At 62.6% G+C, this 16,283-nt stretch carries 14 protein-coding genes; 6 read left to right on the forward strand and 8 right to left on the reverse strand.

The genetic code is table 11. The features are described from left to right. Positions 1-24: 24 nt before the first annotated feature. Entirely contained in the window at positions 25-702 is a 678-nt protein-coding gene (locus DLM_RS20690; RefSeq protein ID WP_089082999.1) for an META and DUF4377 domain-containing protein, read from the forward strand. Between the two features lie 66 nt (positions 703-768). Here DLM_RS20690 and DLM_RS20695 read toward each other — a convergent pair whose 3' ends face one another. The 4 genes from DLM_RS20695 to hemC are packed head-to-tail and all read right to left on the reverse strand — an operon-like array spanning position 769 to position 4,666. Then, positions 769-1,977, reverse strand: a complete 1,209-nt coding sequence (locus DLM_RS20695) for a heme biosynthesis HemY N-terminal domain-containing protein (protein ID WP_089082998.1) — start codon at positions 1,975-1,977, stop codon at positions 769-771. 3 nt (positions 1,978-1,980) lie between these two features. After that, entirely contained in the window at positions 1,981-3,003 is a 1,023-nt protein-coding gene (locus tag DLM_RS20700) for a uroporphyrinogen-III C-methyltransferase (protein WP_089082997.1), read from the reverse strand. Continuing rightward, complete coding sequence (locus DLM_RS20705) at positions 3,000-3,740, reverse strand: uroporphyrinogen-III synthase (RefSeq protein WP_089082996.1); 741 nt, start codon at positions 3,738-3,740, stop codon at positions 3,000-3,002. Before DLM_RS20705 ends, DLM_RS20700 begins: the two co-directional genes overlap by 4 nt. Next, on the reverse strand, positions 3,737-4,666 hold the full coding sequence (gene hemC / locus DLM_RS20710) for a hydroxymethylbilane synthase (RefSeq protein ID WP_089082995.1): 930 nt from the start codon (positions 4,664-4,666) through the stop codon (positions 3,737-3,739). The genes DLM_RS20705 and hemC overlap by 4 nt, the downstream gene beginning before the upstream one ends. Positions 4,667-5,014: 348 nt before the next feature. On the opposite strand from hemC, the gene ppc reads away from it, so the two are divergent. Then, on the forward strand, positions 5,015-7,714 hold the full coding sequence (gene ppc, locus DLM_RS20715) for a phosphoenolpyruvate carboxylase (RefSeq protein WP_089082994.1): 2,700 nt from the start codon (positions 5,015-5,017) through the stop codon (positions 7,712-7,714). A 75-nt stretch (positions 7,715-7,789) separates the two neighbouring features. Here the strand turns inward: ppc and DLM_RS20720 are convergent, their stop codons facing one another. The 4 genes from DLM_RS20720 to DLM_RS20735 form a co-directional block, all read right to left on the reverse strand. Beyond that, a complete protein-coding gene (locus tag DLM_RS20720; protein ID WP_089082993.1) occupies positions 7,790-8,602 on the reverse strand; it encodes an FkbM family methyltransferase in 813 nt (270 codons plus the stop codon). A 60-nt stretch (positions 8,603-8,662) separates the two neighbouring features. Continuing rightward, on the reverse strand, positions 8,663-9,244 hold the full coding sequence (locus DLM_RS20725) for a TMEM175 family protein (protein WP_089082992.1): 582 nt from the start codon (positions 9,242-9,244) through the stop codon (positions 8,663-8,665). 17 nt (positions 9,245-9,261) lie between these two features. Beyond that, the gene (locus DLM_RS20730; RefSeq protein WP_089082991.1) at positions 9,262-10,278 is read right to left on the reverse strand and encodes a sensor histidine kinase; all 1,017 of its coding nucleotides are present in this window, start codon (positions 10,276-10,278) and stop codon (positions 9,262-9,264) included. Positions 10,279-10,348: 70 nt separating this feature from the next. Further along, positions 10,349-11,257 (reverse strand): DMT family transporter, encoded by a 909-nt coding sequence (locus DLM_RS20735; protein WP_089082990.1) that lies wholly within the window; start codon positions 11,255-11,257, stop codon positions 10,349-10,351. Between the two features lie 89 nt (positions 11,258-11,346). On the opposite strand from DLM_RS20735, the gene DLM_RS20740 reads away from it, so the two are divergent. The 4 genes from DLM_RS20740 to DLM_RS20755 all read left to right on the forward strand — a co-directional run bounded on the left by DLM_RS20740 (position 11,347) and on the right by DLM_RS20755 (position 16,164). Then, positions 11,347-12,270, forward strand: a complete 924-nt coding sequence (locus DLM_RS20740; RefSeq protein WP_089082989.1) for a LysR family transcriptional regulator — start codon at positions 11,347-11,349, stop codon at positions 12,268-12,270. 114 nt (positions 12,271-12,384) lie between these two features. Then, the gene (gene argH / locus DLM_RS20745) at positions 12,385-13,767 is read left to right on the forward strand and encodes an argininosuccinate lyase (RefSeq protein ID WP_089082988.1); all 1,383 of its coding nucleotides are present in this window, start codon (positions 12,385-12,387) and stop codon (positions 13,765-13,767) included. A 93-nt stretch (positions 13,768-13,860) separates the two neighbouring features. Then, the gene (locus DLM_RS20750) at positions 13,861-15,447 is read left to right on the forward strand and encodes an EAL domain-containing protein (RefSeq protein ID WP_089082987.1); all 1,587 of its coding nucleotides are present in this window, start codon (positions 13,861-13,863) and stop codon (positions 15,445-15,447) included. An 18-nt stretch (positions 15,448-15,465) separates the two neighbouring features. Continuing rightward, positions 15,466-16,164 carry an aspartate/glutamate racemase family protein gene (locus DLM_RS20755; RefSeq protein ID WP_089082986.1) on the forward strand — a complete coding sequence of 233 codons (699 nt, stop codon included), beginning with the start codon at positions 15,466-15,468 and terminating at the stop codon, positions 16,162-16,164. Positions 16,165-16,283 lie beyond the last annotated feature (119 nt).

Here is a 16,283-nt window from a genome sequence, read left to right on the forward strand (position 1 = left end):
CTTTATTAATTTAAGGAGTTCGACATGCACAGCAAAATAACGCTATTGCTGGCTGCTCTGTTGTCTGCACCGGCCTGGGCGCAGGCGGAGTTACCTGCTGGCGAATGGCAGTTGGCGTCACCTGCCGTGAGTGGTCCGCTGCCCACCTTGTCGGTGCAGGATGGCCGGGTGAGCGGCTTTGCCGGCTGTAACCGCTTTACCGGCCACAGCAATGCCGAGGGCAAGCTGGTGATCGCCACCACGCGCATGATGTGCTCTCCGGCCATGATGCAGACCGAGCAAGCCTATATCGGTTTGTTGTCGCAACCCTTCCGCATCCAGACCGATGGCAAGCAGCAACTGCTGCTGACGGGTAGCGCGGGCGAATACCGCTTTGTGCGCAAGCTGGACAAGGCCGCAGGCCGGAGCGCAGCCGCCACGGCCCCGGTGCCGCGGCCGCAGTATCTGTATGTGAGTGCCGTGCGCAAGAACTGCAGTGCCGGTGCCGGGCAGATGCAATGCCTGCAAGTGCGCAGCAGTGACCAGCAGCCCTGGCAGCTGTTCTATGGCGAAATCGAAGGCTTCAAGCCACAGCCGGATACCGCCTACTACCTGAAGCTGCGTTATGAAACCGTGCCCAACCCTCCGGCGGATGCTTCGGCGGTGCGGACCATTCTGGAGCGCGTGGTGTTCAGTGAAACCGTTAAGCGCTCGGTGATGTAAGCCGCGCTTGTGATGGCAAGAAAAAAGCCCGCATGTGCGGGCTTTTTTTGTGGGTGGCAATGGGGCTCAGTCGCCCTTGGCCAGCGCCAGCTCCAGGCTACGGTGATAGTGCTGCGCGGCCTGTTCTTCCTTGCCGGTGGCTTCAAACAGCCGGGCCAGTTCGGCATTGGCGCACAGGGTGGGCTCGATGGAGTTGCTGGCTTCCAGATAGCTTTGTGCCTTGCCCCACAGTTGCTGGTTCATCGCCAGACGGCCCAGCGCCAGCAGCAGCATGTAGTCGCGCGGACGGGTTTTCAGCCAGTCTTCGGCACTGCGCATCAGTTCCAGACGCTTTTCCGGCGACAGGCGCTCGGCCAACTGGCCCAGTTCGCGCGCCAGTTCCGGCGTGGCCTGATCTTCATCCGCCAGTGCTTCGGCCAGCAGGGTGGCGGCATAGTCGAAGTCTTCCAGCGCAATCAGCCGGCTGACGATCTCGCTCACCAGCACCGGGTTGCGGCGTTCAGCTTCCGGAATACGGCGCAGCCAGTCGCGTACCTCACGGCTGCCGACAAAGCCGGTCAGTTGCTGGCTGTAAGCGGCCAGGCGATAACGACGCGCCTGTGATGGTTCCAGCGCTTCGGCCTTGAGCAGTTTTTCGGTCAGCGCCAATACGGCATCAGGCTGGCGTTGCAGCAAGCGTACTTTCAGTTCCAGGCGCAGGGCGTTGGTGAGATTGGGCGACAGCGCACGGGCGCGCTCGATGGCTGCCAGCGCGCCCAGCGCGTCCTTGGCTTCCAGCTTGAGTTCGGCATCCAGCATGTGGCGCGCCAGTTGCAGGCGCTCGGGCAGGGTGTCCAGCTGTTGCAGGTACTGGTCACGCTTGTCCAGCGCACCGGTGGCACCGGCAGAGCGGGCGGCCAGCAGCAGCGCCAGCGCGCGGTTTTCTGCCGCGTACTCGTCTTCCATCGCCTTGAGCGCTTCGCGTTCGGCTTTCTGGAAGCGGCCTTCAAAGAAGGCAATGCCGGCTTCGCGCAGCGCGTGGCGGGCGGCTTTCAGCTTTTTCTGACGCTGGAAGCGCTTCACCTCGGCGGGCAGGCCGGCGGTGATGCTGATGACGCGCATCACCGCATAAGCCAGCACGATGAGCACCACAATGCCCAGCAGCAGCAGGTTGAACGACACTTCCATGCGCCATGGCGGCAAAAACAGGATGGCGTAGCCGGTATTCAGGGTGGAGGCCAGCCCCACCAGCACGGCCAGGGCAAACAGGCCGGTAATCCAGATGACGAATTTCACCGCTTAGTCTCCCTTGTTGCCTTGGGCGTCACGAACCGCCTTCAAGCTGGCGTTGAGGTCGGGCAGGGTGACGGACAGCGGGGCGGCCTTGAGTTCCTGCAAGGTGGCCAGCCACTGGCGTGTGGCCGGGGCATCACCGTCGAAATAGCGCTGCACATAGTCCTGGGCCGCGCTGATATCGGCATTAAAGGTGGTGCCGTCACGCTGGATCAATGCCAGGCGGGCATCCAGCAGGCGCATTTTCAGGTTTTCGCGCAGGAAGAAGGATTGTTCCGGCGACAGCAGCAGGGCCTCGGGTTTGTCCATGCGGCGGATGTGTACCAGCTCGCCCAGGCTCTGGCTGATGTCGGCCACCAGGCGCTCCCAGAAGGGGGCGCTGGCTGCTACCGGCTTGGCGCTGCGTTTGTCCTGCAGGTGATGGGCGTCCACGGCCAGCGGCATGGTGCTGCTGGACAGCATCAGCCGGTCCAGTTTGACGGTGAGACCGACGCTGTCCAGATAAGGCAGGGCCTTGAGTTTTTCCAGATCGGTGGCCACGGCTTTTTTCACGGCAATCAGCTGTGGCTGGTCGAACTTGGACAGGCGGGCATCCACCATTTGCAGGGCGGAGATGGCCGCTGGCACATTGCCGGCCAGTTGCAGTTGCTGGCTGGCGATGGCCAGGGTGTGTTCCACCTCGGACAGCAGCCAGTCGGAGCGGTTTTTGGTCAGCTCCTGGTACATGCCGTTCAAGGTGGCATATTGTCCGGCGGATTCATTCACGCGGGTTTCCAGCACCGCCAGCTTGGCATCGGTGGCGCGGGCGGCCGTCAGGGCCTGTTCGGTCAGGCCGCGCAGCTCCTTGGAGGCACCATTGCCTTCAGCCAGGCGGCCGGCCAGTTCCTGGCGGGCGGCGGTCAGTTCCTGCTGGGTGCTGTACAACTGCCAGCCGGACAGGCCAAGTGCAGCCAGGGCCACCAGCAGGGCCAGATTCAGCGGTTTCTTGCGGGCAGGACGGGAGGTGTCGACAGTCTGGGTTTCGCTCATGGGTGACGGCAGAACCATTCTCTGAGGCCGGCGACGAGCGCTTCGTCATCGGCCCGGGTTGTCACGATGCGTGACGCGCCCAGTGCCTGCAATCGTTGGGCAATGCGCGGGTGCGGCACACAATACAAAAGGCATTGTAACGTCCCGGCTCTTGCCGGACCAGCCAGTCTGAACAATTGCTCCACCATTTCGCTGGAAGTGATCACCATGGCGTCGGGCAAGCCATTATCCAGCAAGGCCCAGTCCGGCGTGCCGTCTACCCGCTGGTAGACCTCGGCCAGTGTCACATCGGCTCCGCGCTGGCGCAGGGTATCGGCCAGCAGGGCGCGACCGCCAAGGCCACGTACGATCAACCAGCGCTGGCCGGCAACATCGGCCAACTGGGGCAGGGCCAGCAAGGCTTCGCTGTCGCTGCCGGCAGTGGGAAACAGGATGTCCTGCCCGCTGAGCCTGGCCAGGCGGCGTGCGCTGGCCTGGCCCACGCACGCCAGCCGGGCATTGCGCGGCTGTTGTTGCAGCACCGGCCAGGCGATGTCGATGGCGCTGGGGCTGACAAAAAACAGCCAGTCCGCCAGTGCGGCTTGTTGTGGCAAGTGTGCCAGCGCATCAGGAAGAGGCTGGATATCCATCACCGGAAAGGGCTGCCCCTGCCAGCTAGCATCGGCCAGCAGGGTCAGCAAACGGCCGCTTTGTGCGGCCGGTCTGGCCACCAGGATGCGGCGGCCGGCTGTTGTCATGCCTGGTCTTTCAGTACGGCGTCGATCAGCGGCTTGGCACCATCGTCCAGCAGACGCTTGGCCACGGCGCGGCCCAGCGAGTCGGCATACTGGCGCGGCGCACTGGCGGTGGCGGTCAGCATGACCGAGCCATCCGGATGGGCCACAAAGCCGCCCAGGGTGAGCACATCATCGGTGAGGGTGGCAAACGCACCCAGCGGCACCTGGCAGCTGCCGCCCAGCTCGCGCGCCAGCGCACGTTCCGCGCTGACACAGGCGTGGGTGTCCGGGTGGTTCAAGGGTTGCAGCAGCGCCAGCATGTCGGCGCGGTCGGCGCGGATTTCAATGCCCAGCGCACCTTGACCTGCCGCTGGCAGGCTTTCGGACGGGGCGAGTTCTGCGCGAATCCGGTCGTGTAGTTCCAAGCGCTTCAGGCCGGCGGCAGCCAGAATGATGGCGTCGTACTCGCCCTCGTCCAGCTTGCGCAAGCGGGTTTGCACATTGCCGCGCAACGGTTTGATCACCAGTTGCGGATAGCGGGCGCGCAGTTGCGATTCGCGGCGCAGGCTGGAGGTGCCCACCACGCTACCTGCCGGCAGCTCGGCCAGGCTGGCATATTTGTTGGAAACAAAAGCATCGCGCGGGTCTTCGCGTTCGCAGATGGCGGCCAGGGCAAAGCCCTCCGGCAGCACCATCGGCACGTCCTTGATGGAGTGTACGGCAAGGTCGGCACGGCCTTCGGCCAGGGCAACTTCCAGCTCTTTCACGAACAGGCCCTTGCCGCCGATCTTGGACAGGGTCTTGTCCAGAATCTGGTCGCCCTGGGTGGTCATGCCCAGAATCTCGACGGTAAGGTGCGGGTACAGCGCTTGCAGGCGGGCCTGGATGTGTTCGGCCTGCCACATGGCCAGGCGGCTTTCGCGGCTGGCAATGACGATCTTGTCCATGAATTGCGGTCCTGACGATGAATTTTCGCCCGATTCTAGCATGCAGTCATGGCTATGCCTGGAGTGGCATCAAGGAAAAGCCATTTCTTGCATATGGTCACAGTCAAGGGTGAACCCGCGTTGCTGTTGTGCACAAAATGTGCGAAAAAAATCAGGAAAATTCGGTAATGAACACACTACAGCGGTAATGCTGCCTATGATGGTCGTGCCGCAGTCTGTTGAAGCCAGGGGCTTGCCTGCCTTGAACGGGTTGCAATTCCATCAAGAACAGGTCGTCTGCACGATTCCGGTAGCTCTGCTGCCGAAAGCGGATAAGTCGGCCAGACGATTCGACAAAGGAAACAGGACATGACGGAGCTGGACAAGGATCTTCCCCTACGTGCCGACCTGGCGCGGCTGGACCGCCTCTTGGGCGAAGTGTTGCATGCCCAGGAAGGACCGCAGGTATATCAGGAGGTAAAGGCCATTGCGGCACGTACCCCGGAGCAACGCGCATTGCCGCTGCCGGATACCTTGTCGCCCAAGGCGACAACGGCGCTGGTACGCGCCTGTGGCCTGTATGCGCAGTTGTTCAATATTGCGGAAGACCTGCACCACACCCGTCGTCGTCGTGCGCACCAGATTGCCGGTTCGCGCCCGCAGCAAGGCAGCCTGAACCGTGCGCTGGCACGGCTGAAGGAAGAAGGCGTCAGCTTTGCCCAGCTTTCCGACACCCTGCAGGACGCCTATGTCGGTGCCATCCTTACCGCCCACCCCACCGAAGTGCAGCGCCAGAGCGTGCTGGACGGCCACCGTGCGGTGCGCAAATTCCTCAGCCTGCTGGGCTCGCCGGACCTGACCCCGGAAGAAGAAACCGAACTGGATGGCAAGCTCAAGCGGGTGATCCTGTCGTTGTGGCAGACCTCGGAAATCCGCCATTTCAAGCTGTCGGTGGAAGACGAAATCAAGAACGGCGTGGCCTACCACCCGATGACCTTCTTCTCCGCCCTGCCGCGGCTGTACGACCGTCTGGGCAAGGAAGTGACCGCCGCCTGGGGGCAAACGCCTACCCTGCCGCCTTTCATTCGCGTCGGTAGCTGGATTGGTGGCGACCGTGACGGCAACCCCAATGTCAACGCCACCGTGTTGCGTCATGCCTTTACCCTGCAAGCCACCCAGGCCTTCGAGCACTACCTGTCCGAGCTGGCGTCGCTATACCGCGAACTGTCGCTGTCTCAGCGCCATGTCAGCGTGAGCCCGGCCTTGCAGGCCCTGTCCGACCAGACGCCGGACAACAAGGAAAGCCGCGAGCAGGAACCCTATCGCCGCGCGCTGGCCACCATTGAATCCCGTCTGCTGGGCAAGGCCGCCGAGCTGGGCCTGGCGGTACGTGGCCGCTGGCCGGCAGGTGAGGCTTACCGCGATACTGCCGCCTTCCAGGCCGATCTTGCCACCGTGGCGGACTCGCTGATTGCCCATGGCAGCGACTTGCTGGCCGATGGCCGCCTGGCACGCCTGCGCCGCGCGGTGGAAGTGTTCGGCTTCTTCCTGATGCCGGTGGACCTGCGCCAGTTTGCCGGCATGCACGAAGCGGTGGTGAGCGAACTGTTTTCCAGTGCCGGACTGGAACATTACCCGGCGCTGGACGAAGCCGCGCGCATCCGCGTATTGCTGCGCGAACTGGCCACCCCGCGCCTGCTGTACTCGCCGTATCAGCAGTACAGCGCCGATACCGAAAAAGAGCTGGCCATCTTCCGCGAAGCCGCGCTGATCCAGCAGCAGTTCGGCACCGAGGCCATCAGCCAGAGCATCATTTCCAACTGCGCCTCGGTCAGCGACATCCTGGCGCTGGCGCTGATCCTGAAGGAAAGCGGCCTGATCCGGTTGGAAAACGGCCTGCCGGTGTCCACCATCAACGTGGTGCCGCTGTTCGAAACCATTGCCGACCTGGTGGCCGCCACCGACATCATGGACACGCTGTTTGCGCTGCCGTGGTACCAGTTGCTGCTCAAGAGCCGCGGCATGTTGCAAGAAGTGATGCTGGGCTACTCCGACAGCAACAAGGACGGCGGCTATCTCACCAGCCAGTGGGAGCTGTACAAGGCGGAACAGCGTCTGGTGCAGAGCTTTGACAAGGCCGGGGTCAAGCTGCGTCTGTTCCACGGCCGTGGCGGTTCGGTCGGCCGTGGTGGCGGCCCGTCCTTCGAAGCCATCATGGCGCAGCCGGCGGGCAGCGTGGCCGGACGCATCCGCATTACCGAGCAGGGCGAGGTGATTGCCTCCAAGTATTCCGACCCGGACATCGGCACCCGCAACCTGGAAGCGCTGGTGGCCGCCACGCTGGAAGCCAGCCTCACCACCCACCCCAGTTGCGAGGCAGATGGCGAAGTATTCGACGAGCTGTCCGAAGCCGCCTTCAAGGCCTATCGCCAACTGGTGGAAACCGAAGGCTTCATGCAGTACTTCCTGGAGGCCACGCCGATCAATGCCATTGCCAAGCTCAACATCGGCAGCCGCCCGGCTTCACGCAAGAGCCTGGCATCCATCAAGGACCTGCGCGCCATTCCCTGGGTGTTCTCCTGGTCGCAATCGCGGGTGATGCTGCCCGGCTGGTTCGGTTTCGGCTCGGCCGTGGCCGGTTTCATTGCCCGTCATGGCGATGAAGGCCTGGCCCGTCTGCAAGGGCTGTATCGCACATCGCCCTTCTTCCAGGTGATTCTGTCCAATATGGAACAGGTGCTGGCCAAGGCCGACCTGGGCATTGCGCGCCGTTTTGCCGCGCTGGTGTCCGACCGGGCGCTGGCGGACAAGCTGTTTGGCCAGATTGAAGCGGAATGGCAGAAGACGCACGATGCTTTCTTTGCCATCAGCGGCCAGAGCCGCCTGCTGGAACAGAACCCCACCCTGCACCGCAGCCTGGAAACCCGCCTGCCGTATCTGGACGCGCTCAACCTGCTGCAGGCCGACCTGCTGCAACGCCTGCGTGCCAACCCGGACGATGCCGAGGCGCTGTACGCCATTCACCTCACCATCAACGGTACGTCGGCTGGTTTGCGTAATAGCGGCTGATCTGTCCTTTCACCGGGGAATAAAAAACCGCCACCTTGGGGTGGCGGTTTTTTTATCAGTTGACAGCCGAGGGGCTCAAACCAACTGCAGGCGACCGCCTTCGTTTTTCAGGTGCGGAATCAGTGCGTCATCCTGATGCACCGCCAGCACATTGACGCCAGCCGGGTACAGCCGGTAGCCCAGCGCCTCCAGCCAGGGGCGGATGACCGTCATGTCCGACTTGATGATTTCCATGAAAATCAGCGGACGGCAGCGGCGGATGGACTGTTCGGCCCCGCGCAGCACCTGTTCTTCCATGCCTTCCACGTCGATCTTGATGAAGTCGATGCGTTGAAGGCCGAGCGAATCCAGGCTGATCAGGTCGATGCGGATGGTGCGGTGCTGGTAGTCCAGCGCCTGGCCGATGAATTCATTGCTGGCCGACTGCTGCAATTCCACGCTGCCAAAAGAGCCGGGGCGCAGGTAGTCCGGTTCCGGAATGTCGATCTGCCCGCAGTGCTCGCCCACGGCGGAGTTGAGCGCATTCACGTTCAGGCAGTTGTTGAGGGCGATATTGCCGCACAAGGCGTAGTAGATTTTCTCCTGCGCCTCGAAGGCCACCACATGGCCCCAGGTGTACATGAAACGGGCCATCTCGATGGTATGCACCCCGATATTGGCACCGCAGTCGATGGCCAGCACACCCTCACCCCGGTCGCGCAGGCAGCTGGCCAGCAAGGCCAGCACAAAGTCCACCTCCTCCTGCTCGTAGCCGCTTTGCGTCATCAGCTGATAGCCCACGCCATAGGATTCACCATCGGACGGGGCAAAGTCGTTGCGGTTGACGATCATGCTGCCGTGATTGGTAGACAACAGCATGAAGGGCGCGGGGCGCGGAATGTTTTTCATGGCAGAAACCCGTCAGGAGAGATAGCGGCGATTATGCCGTACTGCGCCGATGATGACAGATCAATGTTGCTGGCTGGCCGCCTGTTCCATGCGCCGGTCCGGCACCAGCCACCACAGCGCCAGCAGGCCGTAGATACCAGCGCCCAGCCAGCTTTGGTAAAACGACAGTCCGATGCCTGCCAGGTACAGCCAGGGCGACAGCCTGCCCTTGCGGTCGCGGCCCAATGCCCGGCTCAACACTTCGCGGTTGCCCGGCACGCACAGCAAGGTACGCTGCATCACATACCAGGCCAGGGCGGACATCAGCAGCACCACGCCATACAGCGCCACCGGCAGCGCCGCCATGTGGTTTTCACCCATCCAGCCGGTGACAAAGGGCAGCAGCGACAACCAGAACAGCAGGTGCAGATTGGCCCACAGCACCCGGCCGTCCACCTGGCGCACCACATGATAGAAATGGTGGTGGTTGTTCCAGTAAATGCCCACGTAGACAAAGCTGAGCAGATAGCTGAGGAACACCGGCCACAAGGCGGTCAATGCCGCCAGACTGGTATCGTGCGGGACTTTCAACTCCAGCACCATGATGGTGATGATGATGGCGATCACCCCATCGCTGAAGGCTTCTAGCCGGTTCTTGCCCATGTCTGGCTCCGTGGTGGCTAGCGGGGAAAAGGGTTCTGCCCTGCCGGGTCGGCCGGCTGGTAGGGCAGGCGGATCATGGTGTGGTACTGGCCATCGGCCTGGGCCACCTGCAGCGAGGCTTCTGCATCGTAAAACAGCGCCAGCCGCTCACGCAGATTATCCAGCGCCATGCGATTGCCCTGATGGGGGCTGTCCTGTTCCGCGGACAAGGGGTTGCTGACGCTCAGCAGCAATTGCCCGCCCTTTATCTCTGCCCGCACCCGGATTTCCCCTCCCTGGCCGCAACGTTCCACCCCATGATGCACGGCGTTTTCCACCAGCGGTTGCAGCAGCAGCGGCGGCAGGCCGGCATCCAGCGCCGCCTCGATGTTCCAATGTACGTGCAGACGCTCTCCCAGCCGCTCGCTTTCGATGGCCAGGTACATGCGCGCCAGCTCGATTTCCCGCGCCAGCGTGGAGGTTCTGCCAGGGTCGGCCATCTGGGCGCGGAACAGGTCGGCCAGGTTCTCCAGCACCATTTCCGCCTTGTCCGGCCGGGAGCGGATCAGCGTAATGGCCGCATTCAGGCTGTTGAACAGGAAGTGGGGGCGGATGCGCGCCTGCAGCGCCGCCAGCCGTGCCTCGCCCAGTGCAGGGGACAGCGCGCGCTGGCGCAGGCTGAAGTAATGCAGCAGCAGCAAGGCCAGCAGGGCTGCCAGCAGCGGGCGGTCCAGCCGGGGCAGCTCCAGCGGATTGAGCAATCGGTCCTGTACCACCACGCACAGCATGCTGATGCTGGCCACCACGGTGCTGGCATAGCGCTGGCGTGACAACCAGGGTGACAGCAGTCCGAGCAGACCCAGGCTGAGCAGCATGGATGGCTCGGCCCAACTGGCACGGCTCAGGATGCGCAGCAGCAAGGGGTCTGCATCGCTCTGGAACAGAGCACAGCACAGCAGCAGCAGGTTGAGCGACAGCAGAATGCGCAACATCACGCCCAGATTGCGAAAGTCCGGGATGACAAAAACAGTGCTTGGCTGACGGTGTGGGTACATGAGCAGGACAATGAAGGCGGTGTCTGCATCATAGCAAGCAGCCTGCCTGGCGAATATGTGCAGCGCCGCTTCAGGCGCGGGCGAGTGGCAAGCGGCGGCGCGGACGCACCGCCCACATGCTGGCGGCCACCATCAGGCCACCGCCCAGCCAGTTGGCCACGGATAGCGATTCCCCCAGCCACAATACGGCAAAGGCGGCACCAAACACCGGCTCGCTGCCGGTCAGCAGGGCGACACGGGTAGCACTGCTGTGGCGCAAGGCATAGTTCATGGCAAAAAAGGCAAACAGGGTGCAGAACAACACCAGATAAAGGGTATTGCCCCAGAAGGCCAGTGCGGTGGGCAGCGGCGGCAAGCCCCCTTGCATGCTGGCCAGCAGCAGGCAAGAGAGGCAGATCACCAGGCTTTGCAGGCCGGTCAGCGCCAGCGTGGCCACGGGTTTATCGGCAGTCAGCCTGCGGGTCAGACAGGTGACCGCCGCACGCAGCACGGCGGCCAGCAGCATCAGCCCATCGCCCGCGTTGAGCTGCAGTTGTGCCGCCCCGCTGAGCAGCCAGGCTCCAAACAGGGAAACGGCTGCCGCCAGCAGTGCATCGCAAGAGGGTATTTGCCCTAGCAGCAGCCATTCGGCAAATGGTGTCAGCACCAGGCACAGGCTGATCAGGAAGGCGGCATTGGCGGCGCTGGTGTGCGCCACGCCATAGGTTTCACACAGGAAGATCGCCAATAGTCCCAGCCCCAATGGCAGTGCCGCCTGAAGGGTCGCCCGCCGGACGGCGGCATCTGCCAGTGCCCGCTGGGCGGGCAGCAGCAGGATGAAGGTCAGGCCGAAGCGCAGCGCCAGCAGGCCGAGGACGGGATAAAACAGCAAGGCCTGCTTGGCCAGGCCATAGCTGCTGCCCCATACCATGGCCACCAGCAGCAGGAGCAGATCCGGCAGGAAGGGATAACGTTGATGCAAGGGGTGCTGGGCGGGCATGACTGGCTTTCATGGGAGGGCAATGGCTGGATTATCATTGCTGTGTCTGATATTGATAATCTCCAGTTTTGGAACAGGAATTGTGCGCTGTGGGAACAAATAAACTGATCGGCCTGCTGCCGGACATGGCGGCCTTCGTATTGGTGGTGGAGCGTGGCAGCTTTTCCGCTGCTGCGCGGCAATTGGGCATGACCCCGTCGGCCATCAGCCGCCAGGTGGCCCGGCTGGAGTCGGCGCTGGGCGTGCGTTTGCTGGAGCGCAGTACGCGCCAGTTACGGCTGACCGAAGTGGGCCATGCCACGCTGCAGCGCTGCCGCGGTATGCTGGATGCCGCCGACGAGGCAGTACAACTGGCCCAGCAGCAGCACACCCAGCCACAGGGACGAGTGCGTATCAGCATGCCCAAGGCGTTTGGCCGCTTTGTGGTGGCGCCATTGCTGCCGGCCTTTCTGGCCAGCTATCCCCAAGTGGAGGTGGAGCTGTTCATCAGCGACCGTGATGTCGACCCGCTGGCGGACGGGCTGGACCTTACCGTGCGTGTGACCGACACGCCGCCACCCGGCATGGCCGGTCGGCCCTTGATGCCGGTTCGTCAGTTGCTGTGCGCCTCGCCACAGTATCTGGCCACGTTTGGCCGGCCGGTGCATCCACGCGATCTGGCGCAGCACCAGTGCCTGTACCTGGCCGAGCATGAGGGTGACAAGCGCTGGCAGTTGCGCCGTGGCAGCGAACAGTTAACGGTGGCGGTCCGTGGCCGCTATGCCACCAATCACAGCGAGTTGCGGCTGCAGGGCGTGCTGGCCCATCTGGGCATTGCGCCGCTGCCGCACTTTACCGCCCGCGCCGCCCTGCAGGCCGGGCAGGTGGTAACGGTGCTGGATGACTGGGAGTTCACCACCGCCTATCGTGGCGAGGCCTGGCTGCTGTATCCGTCCAATCGTCATTTGCCGCTCAAGGTCCGCGTGCTGATCGATTATCTGGCCAGCCGGCTTTGCCCTGATACGCCGGCATGACACGGTAATGCCACAGCCGGGCAAGACCCGACTCGCCCTCGGGGGAGGCTTTCCCTATAATTGCCGCTGCTGCCTACGGGTGGCCCAAAACAATCACCGCAGGGAACCATCGAGATGCAAGAAAGCCATGCCTGGTCCGGTCGCTTCAGCGAACCGGTTTCCGAACTCGTCAAGAAATACACCGCCTCCATCGACTTCGACAAGCGACTGGCCGAATTCGATATCGAAGGCTCGCTGGCCCACGCCACCATGCTGCACAAGGCTGGCGTGCTGTCCGACGACGACGTGGCGGCAATCCGACGTGGCATGGCCGAAATCCTGGACGATATCCGCGCTGGCCGACTGGAGTGGAGTGTGGATCTGGAAGACGTACACATGAATGTGGAACGTCGCCTGACCGACAAGATCGGCGATGCCGGCAAGCGCCTGCACACCGGCCGTTCGCGTAACGACCAGGTGGCCACCGACATCCGCCTGTGGCTGCGCGCACAGATTGACGCCATCGTCGGCTTCATTGCCGAACTGCAAACCAGCCTGCTGGAACTGGCCGAGAAGCACGCTGACACCGTGATGCCGGGCTTCACCCACCTGCAAGTGGCCCAGCCGGTGACCTTTGGCCACCACATGCTGGCTTATGTGGAAATGCTGGCGCGCGACGCCGAGCGCATGACCGACTGCCGCAAGCGCGTCAACCGCCTGCCGCTGGGCGCAGCAGCGCTGGCCGGCACCACCTTCCCCATCGACCGTCAATACACTGCGCAACTGCTGGGTTTTGACGATGTGTGCCACAACTCGCTGGACGCGGTGTCCGACCGTGACTTCGCCATCGAATTCACCGCCGCCGCCAGCCTGGTGATGGTGCACCTGAGCCGCCTGTCCGAAGAGCTGATCCTGTGGATGAGCCCGCGCGTCGGCTTCATCGACATTGCCGACCGCTTCTGCACCGGCAGCTCCATCATGCCGCAGAAGAAAAACCCGGACGTGCCGGAACTGGTACGCGGCAAATCCGGCCGCGTGGTGGGCCACCTGATCGCCCTGGTCACCCTGATGAAGGCACAGCCGCTGGCCTACAACAAGGACAACCAGGAAGACAAGGAACCCTTGTTTGACACCGTGGATACCCTGATCGATACCCTGCGCATCTACGCCGACATGATGCGTGGCGTTACCGTGAAGCCGGAAGCCATGCGTGCCGCCGTGCTGCAGGGCTTTGCCACTGCCACCGACCTGGCCGACTACCTGGTGAAGAAGGGCCTGCCTTTCCGCGACAGCCACGAAGTGGTGGCGCTGAGCGTGCGCTACGCCGAAGGCCGTGGCGTGGATCTGGCCGATTTGTCGCTGGACGAGCTCAAACAGTTCAGCCAGCTGATCGAGCAGGACATCTACCAGGTGCTGACCCCGGAAGGCAGCCTGGCCCAGCGCGACCACGTGGGCGGTACTGCGCCGAACCAGGTTCGCGCTCAGATTGCCCGCCATAAAGCAAGACTGGCCAGTTGAACAGTTAATACTGTTTAAAAGCAAACCGCCGGTAACGGCGGTTTTTTATTGGCCTACAGTGGGACCTGTACCGGTATTCCCACTGGAGTCGCTGTGCAATTTCCTTCCCTTGAACCGCTGGGGCGCAGTCAGCGCATCCTGCTGACCATGTTGCCCGGACTGGCCTTGTTCGTGCTGGGCGGCCTGTTGATGCTGTACCAGTTTTATTCGGACATACAGCACACGCTGGAGGCCCAGCACGCTTACAAGCTGACCAAGATCGAGCAGATACTGGATCAGGCACAGAAAACCGGTGAGGGTATGCTGCAGCAACCCAATCTGGACTGTCATACCATTTACCCGGAAATCCGCCGCCAGGTCACCATCCAGTCTTATGTCCGTTCGATGCGCTTGATTGATCGCGAAGGCCGGGTGTATTGCGATTCGGTGATTGGTTGGCATACTCCGCTCTATTCGCAGGAATACCCGCCCGAGCAGCGGCTGCAATTATGGCGTGGGAACCGGCTATCGCCCTGGCACCCCTTGCTGATATTGAGGCTGGAGGCAAAGCGCAGTGATATCAGCGGCATCCAGGTGGTGGTGGATAGTGATTATCTGAAGGACCGGCTGGCGCATCTGGAGGAATATTCCTGGTTTTACCTGCAGGTTGGCGAGCATTGGCTGGATGAAGAAGGCGGCATGACATCACCGCCGGACCGTCCATACTGGCAGCAGCGCAGTCTGCACTCGACGTATTATCCGCTGGCCATCGTGATGGATTACTCCATGCCCCACTTGCTGCTGCACCGGCTGGGCCAGGAGCCGGATCAACTGATTTTGCTGCTACTGTTCAGCGCTACCTTCAGTTGGGGTTTTCATCGCCTGTTACTGCGCAGCGGCGCACCCAGTCGCGAATTGCAACGGGCGGTGCGTCAGCAGGAATTCATTCCTTACCTGCAGCCCCTGGTCGATGCCAACAGCCTGCAATGGTGCGGGGCCGAGGTGCTGATGCGCTGGCAGCATCCGGTGGATGGCATGGTGCTGCCAGACCTGTTCATCCCCTTTGCCGAAAGCACCGGCCATATCGTGCCCATGACCCGCTCCCTGATGCAGCAGACGGCGGCGCAGCTGGGAAAGGCCGGTCTGCCTTCCGGCTTCAAGATCAGCATCAATGTCAGCGCCGCCCATGTGGCGGATGCCTCCTTGCCGGCCGACTGCGCCGCCTTCCTGGCCGCTTTCCCACCCGACACTATCCAGCTGACGCTGGAACTGACCGAGCGTGAACTGATTGCCACCGGGCCGCCGACCGATGCCCTGTTGTCGCAATTACATGCTTTGGGTGTGCGCATTGCCATCGATGATTTCGGCACCGGGCATTCCAGCTTGTCCTATTTGCAGAAAATGGATGTGGATGAGCTGAAGATAGACCGCAGCTTTGTGGCCGGCATCGGTAGCGACAGCCTGTCGGCCGACATCCTGGACAGTATTTTGCAACTGGCAGCCAAGCTGGGCCTGGCGGTGGTGGCCGAAGGGGTGGAGTCCGGCGCGCAGGAGGAATATCTGTGCCGGCACGGGGCGCACCTGCTGCAAGGCTATCGCTATGCCAAGCCGATGCCTATTTCTGAATTCCTGCACCGCTCTGAGTGGCATAATCATCCCTCCCAATCCGTCGGCAAGGCCATGGCCGACACACACTCCTGAGCAGAGGAAAGCCGCAACATGAAACCTGCTGTCATCGGCATTGCCGGTGTGACCGTACCCGGCGCACTGGATTGTCTGTCCAAAATGCACCAACTGTCCGCCCACATGTGCGGTGGACACCACCACCACCCACGCTTTGTGCTGGACCAGCCGGATTTTGGCATCGTGCATGCCGCCCAGTTGGAAGAACGCTGGGATATCGTCGAGGACTCCATTGTCGGCTCCTTGCAGCGGCTGGCCGTGGCTGGTGCGCAAGTGGCGGTGATTCCCGCCAATACCGTGCATTGCCGTATCGAGGGTATTCGGCTGCGCGCGCCTTTGCCGGTGATCAGCATGCTGGACGTGGTGGCGGCGGAGTGCCAGCGCCGCGGCCTGCGCCGGGTGGGGGTGCTGGGAACGCGTTGGACCATGCAGTCACATCTTTACCACGGCCCGTTTGCCGCCGTGGGCATCGAAGAGTGCATTCCGGATCAGGCACAGCAAGCGCTCTTGCAGCAGGTGATCTTTGACGAGCTGGTCCCCACCGGCAGGGCCAGTGCAGATGGCCTGCGCCAACTATTGCAGGTGGTTGCCGACTTGCGCGCGGCCGGTTGTGATGGTGTGGCGCTGGCCTGCACCGAGTTGCCGCTGGTACTCAATGGCGACAATTGCGGCATGGCGGCGGTGGATACCACGGCTGTGCTGGCAGAGGCCGCCATGCGGCAGGTGCTGTCCTGATATCGCAGCAGCAGGGGGTGTTGCAGGTCTGGCGGCATTTGCTGGCGGCTTGCGGCGGGTCAAGGGCGGACAGGCGCTAGCATTTGCCCTTTGACCGAAAAATATGTTAGTAACTAAAC

Origin of the sequence: Aquitalea magnusonii, from assembly GCF_002217795.2 — a bacterium.
Taxonomy (GTDB): domain Bacteria; phylum Pseudomonadota; class Gammaproteobacteria; order Burkholderiales; family Chromobacteriaceae; genus Aquitalea; species Aquitalea magnusonii_B.

Excerpts from the sequence above, each read along its gene's own strand:
- DLM_RS20705 (WP_089082996.1), bottom strand. The coding sequence starts at position 3,740 with ATGACAACAGCCGGCCGCCGCATCCTGGTGGCCAGACCGGCCGCACAA.
- DLM_RS20735 (WP_089082990.1), bottom strand. The coding sequence starts at position 11,257 with ATGCCCGCCCAGCACCCCTTGCATCAACGTTATCCCTTCCTGCCGGAT.
- DLM_RS20730 (WP_089082991.1), bottom strand. The coding sequence starts at position 10,278 with ATGTACCCACACCGTCAGCCAAGCACTGTTTTTGTCATCCCGGACTTT.
- DLM_RS20755 (WP_089082986.1), top strand. The coding sequence starts at position 15,466 with ATGAAACCTGCTGTCATCGGCATTGCCGGTGTGACCGTACCCGGCGCA.
- DLM_RS20690 (WP_089082999.1), top strand. The coding sequence starts at position 25 with ATGCACAGCAAAATAACGCTATTGCTGGCTGCTCTGTTGTCTGCACCG.
- DLM_RS20700 (WP_089082997.1), bottom strand. The coding sequence starts at position 3,003 with ATGAGCGAAACCCAGACTGTCGACACCTCCCGTCCTGCCCGCAAGAAA.
- hemC (WP_089082995.1), bottom strand. The coding sequence starts at position 4,666 with ATGGACAAGATCGTCATTGCCAGCCGCGAAAGCCGCCTGGCCATGTGG.
- DLM_RS20720 (WP_089082993.1), bottom strand. The coding sequence starts at position 8,602 with ATGAAAAACATTCCGCGCCCCGCGCCCTTCATGCTGTTGTCTACCAAT.
- ppc (WP_089082994.1), top strand. The coding sequence starts at position 5,015 with ATGACGGAGCTGGACAAGGATCTTCCCCTACGTGCCGACCTGGCGCGG.
- DLM_RS20725 (WP_089082992.1), bottom strand. The coding sequence starts at position 9,244 with ATGGGCAAGAACCGGCTAGAAGCCTTCAGCGATGGGGTGATCGCCATC.
- argH (WP_089082988.1), top strand. The coding sequence starts at position 12,385 with ATGCAAGAAAGCCATGCCTGGTCCGGTCGCTTCAGCGAACCGGTTTCC.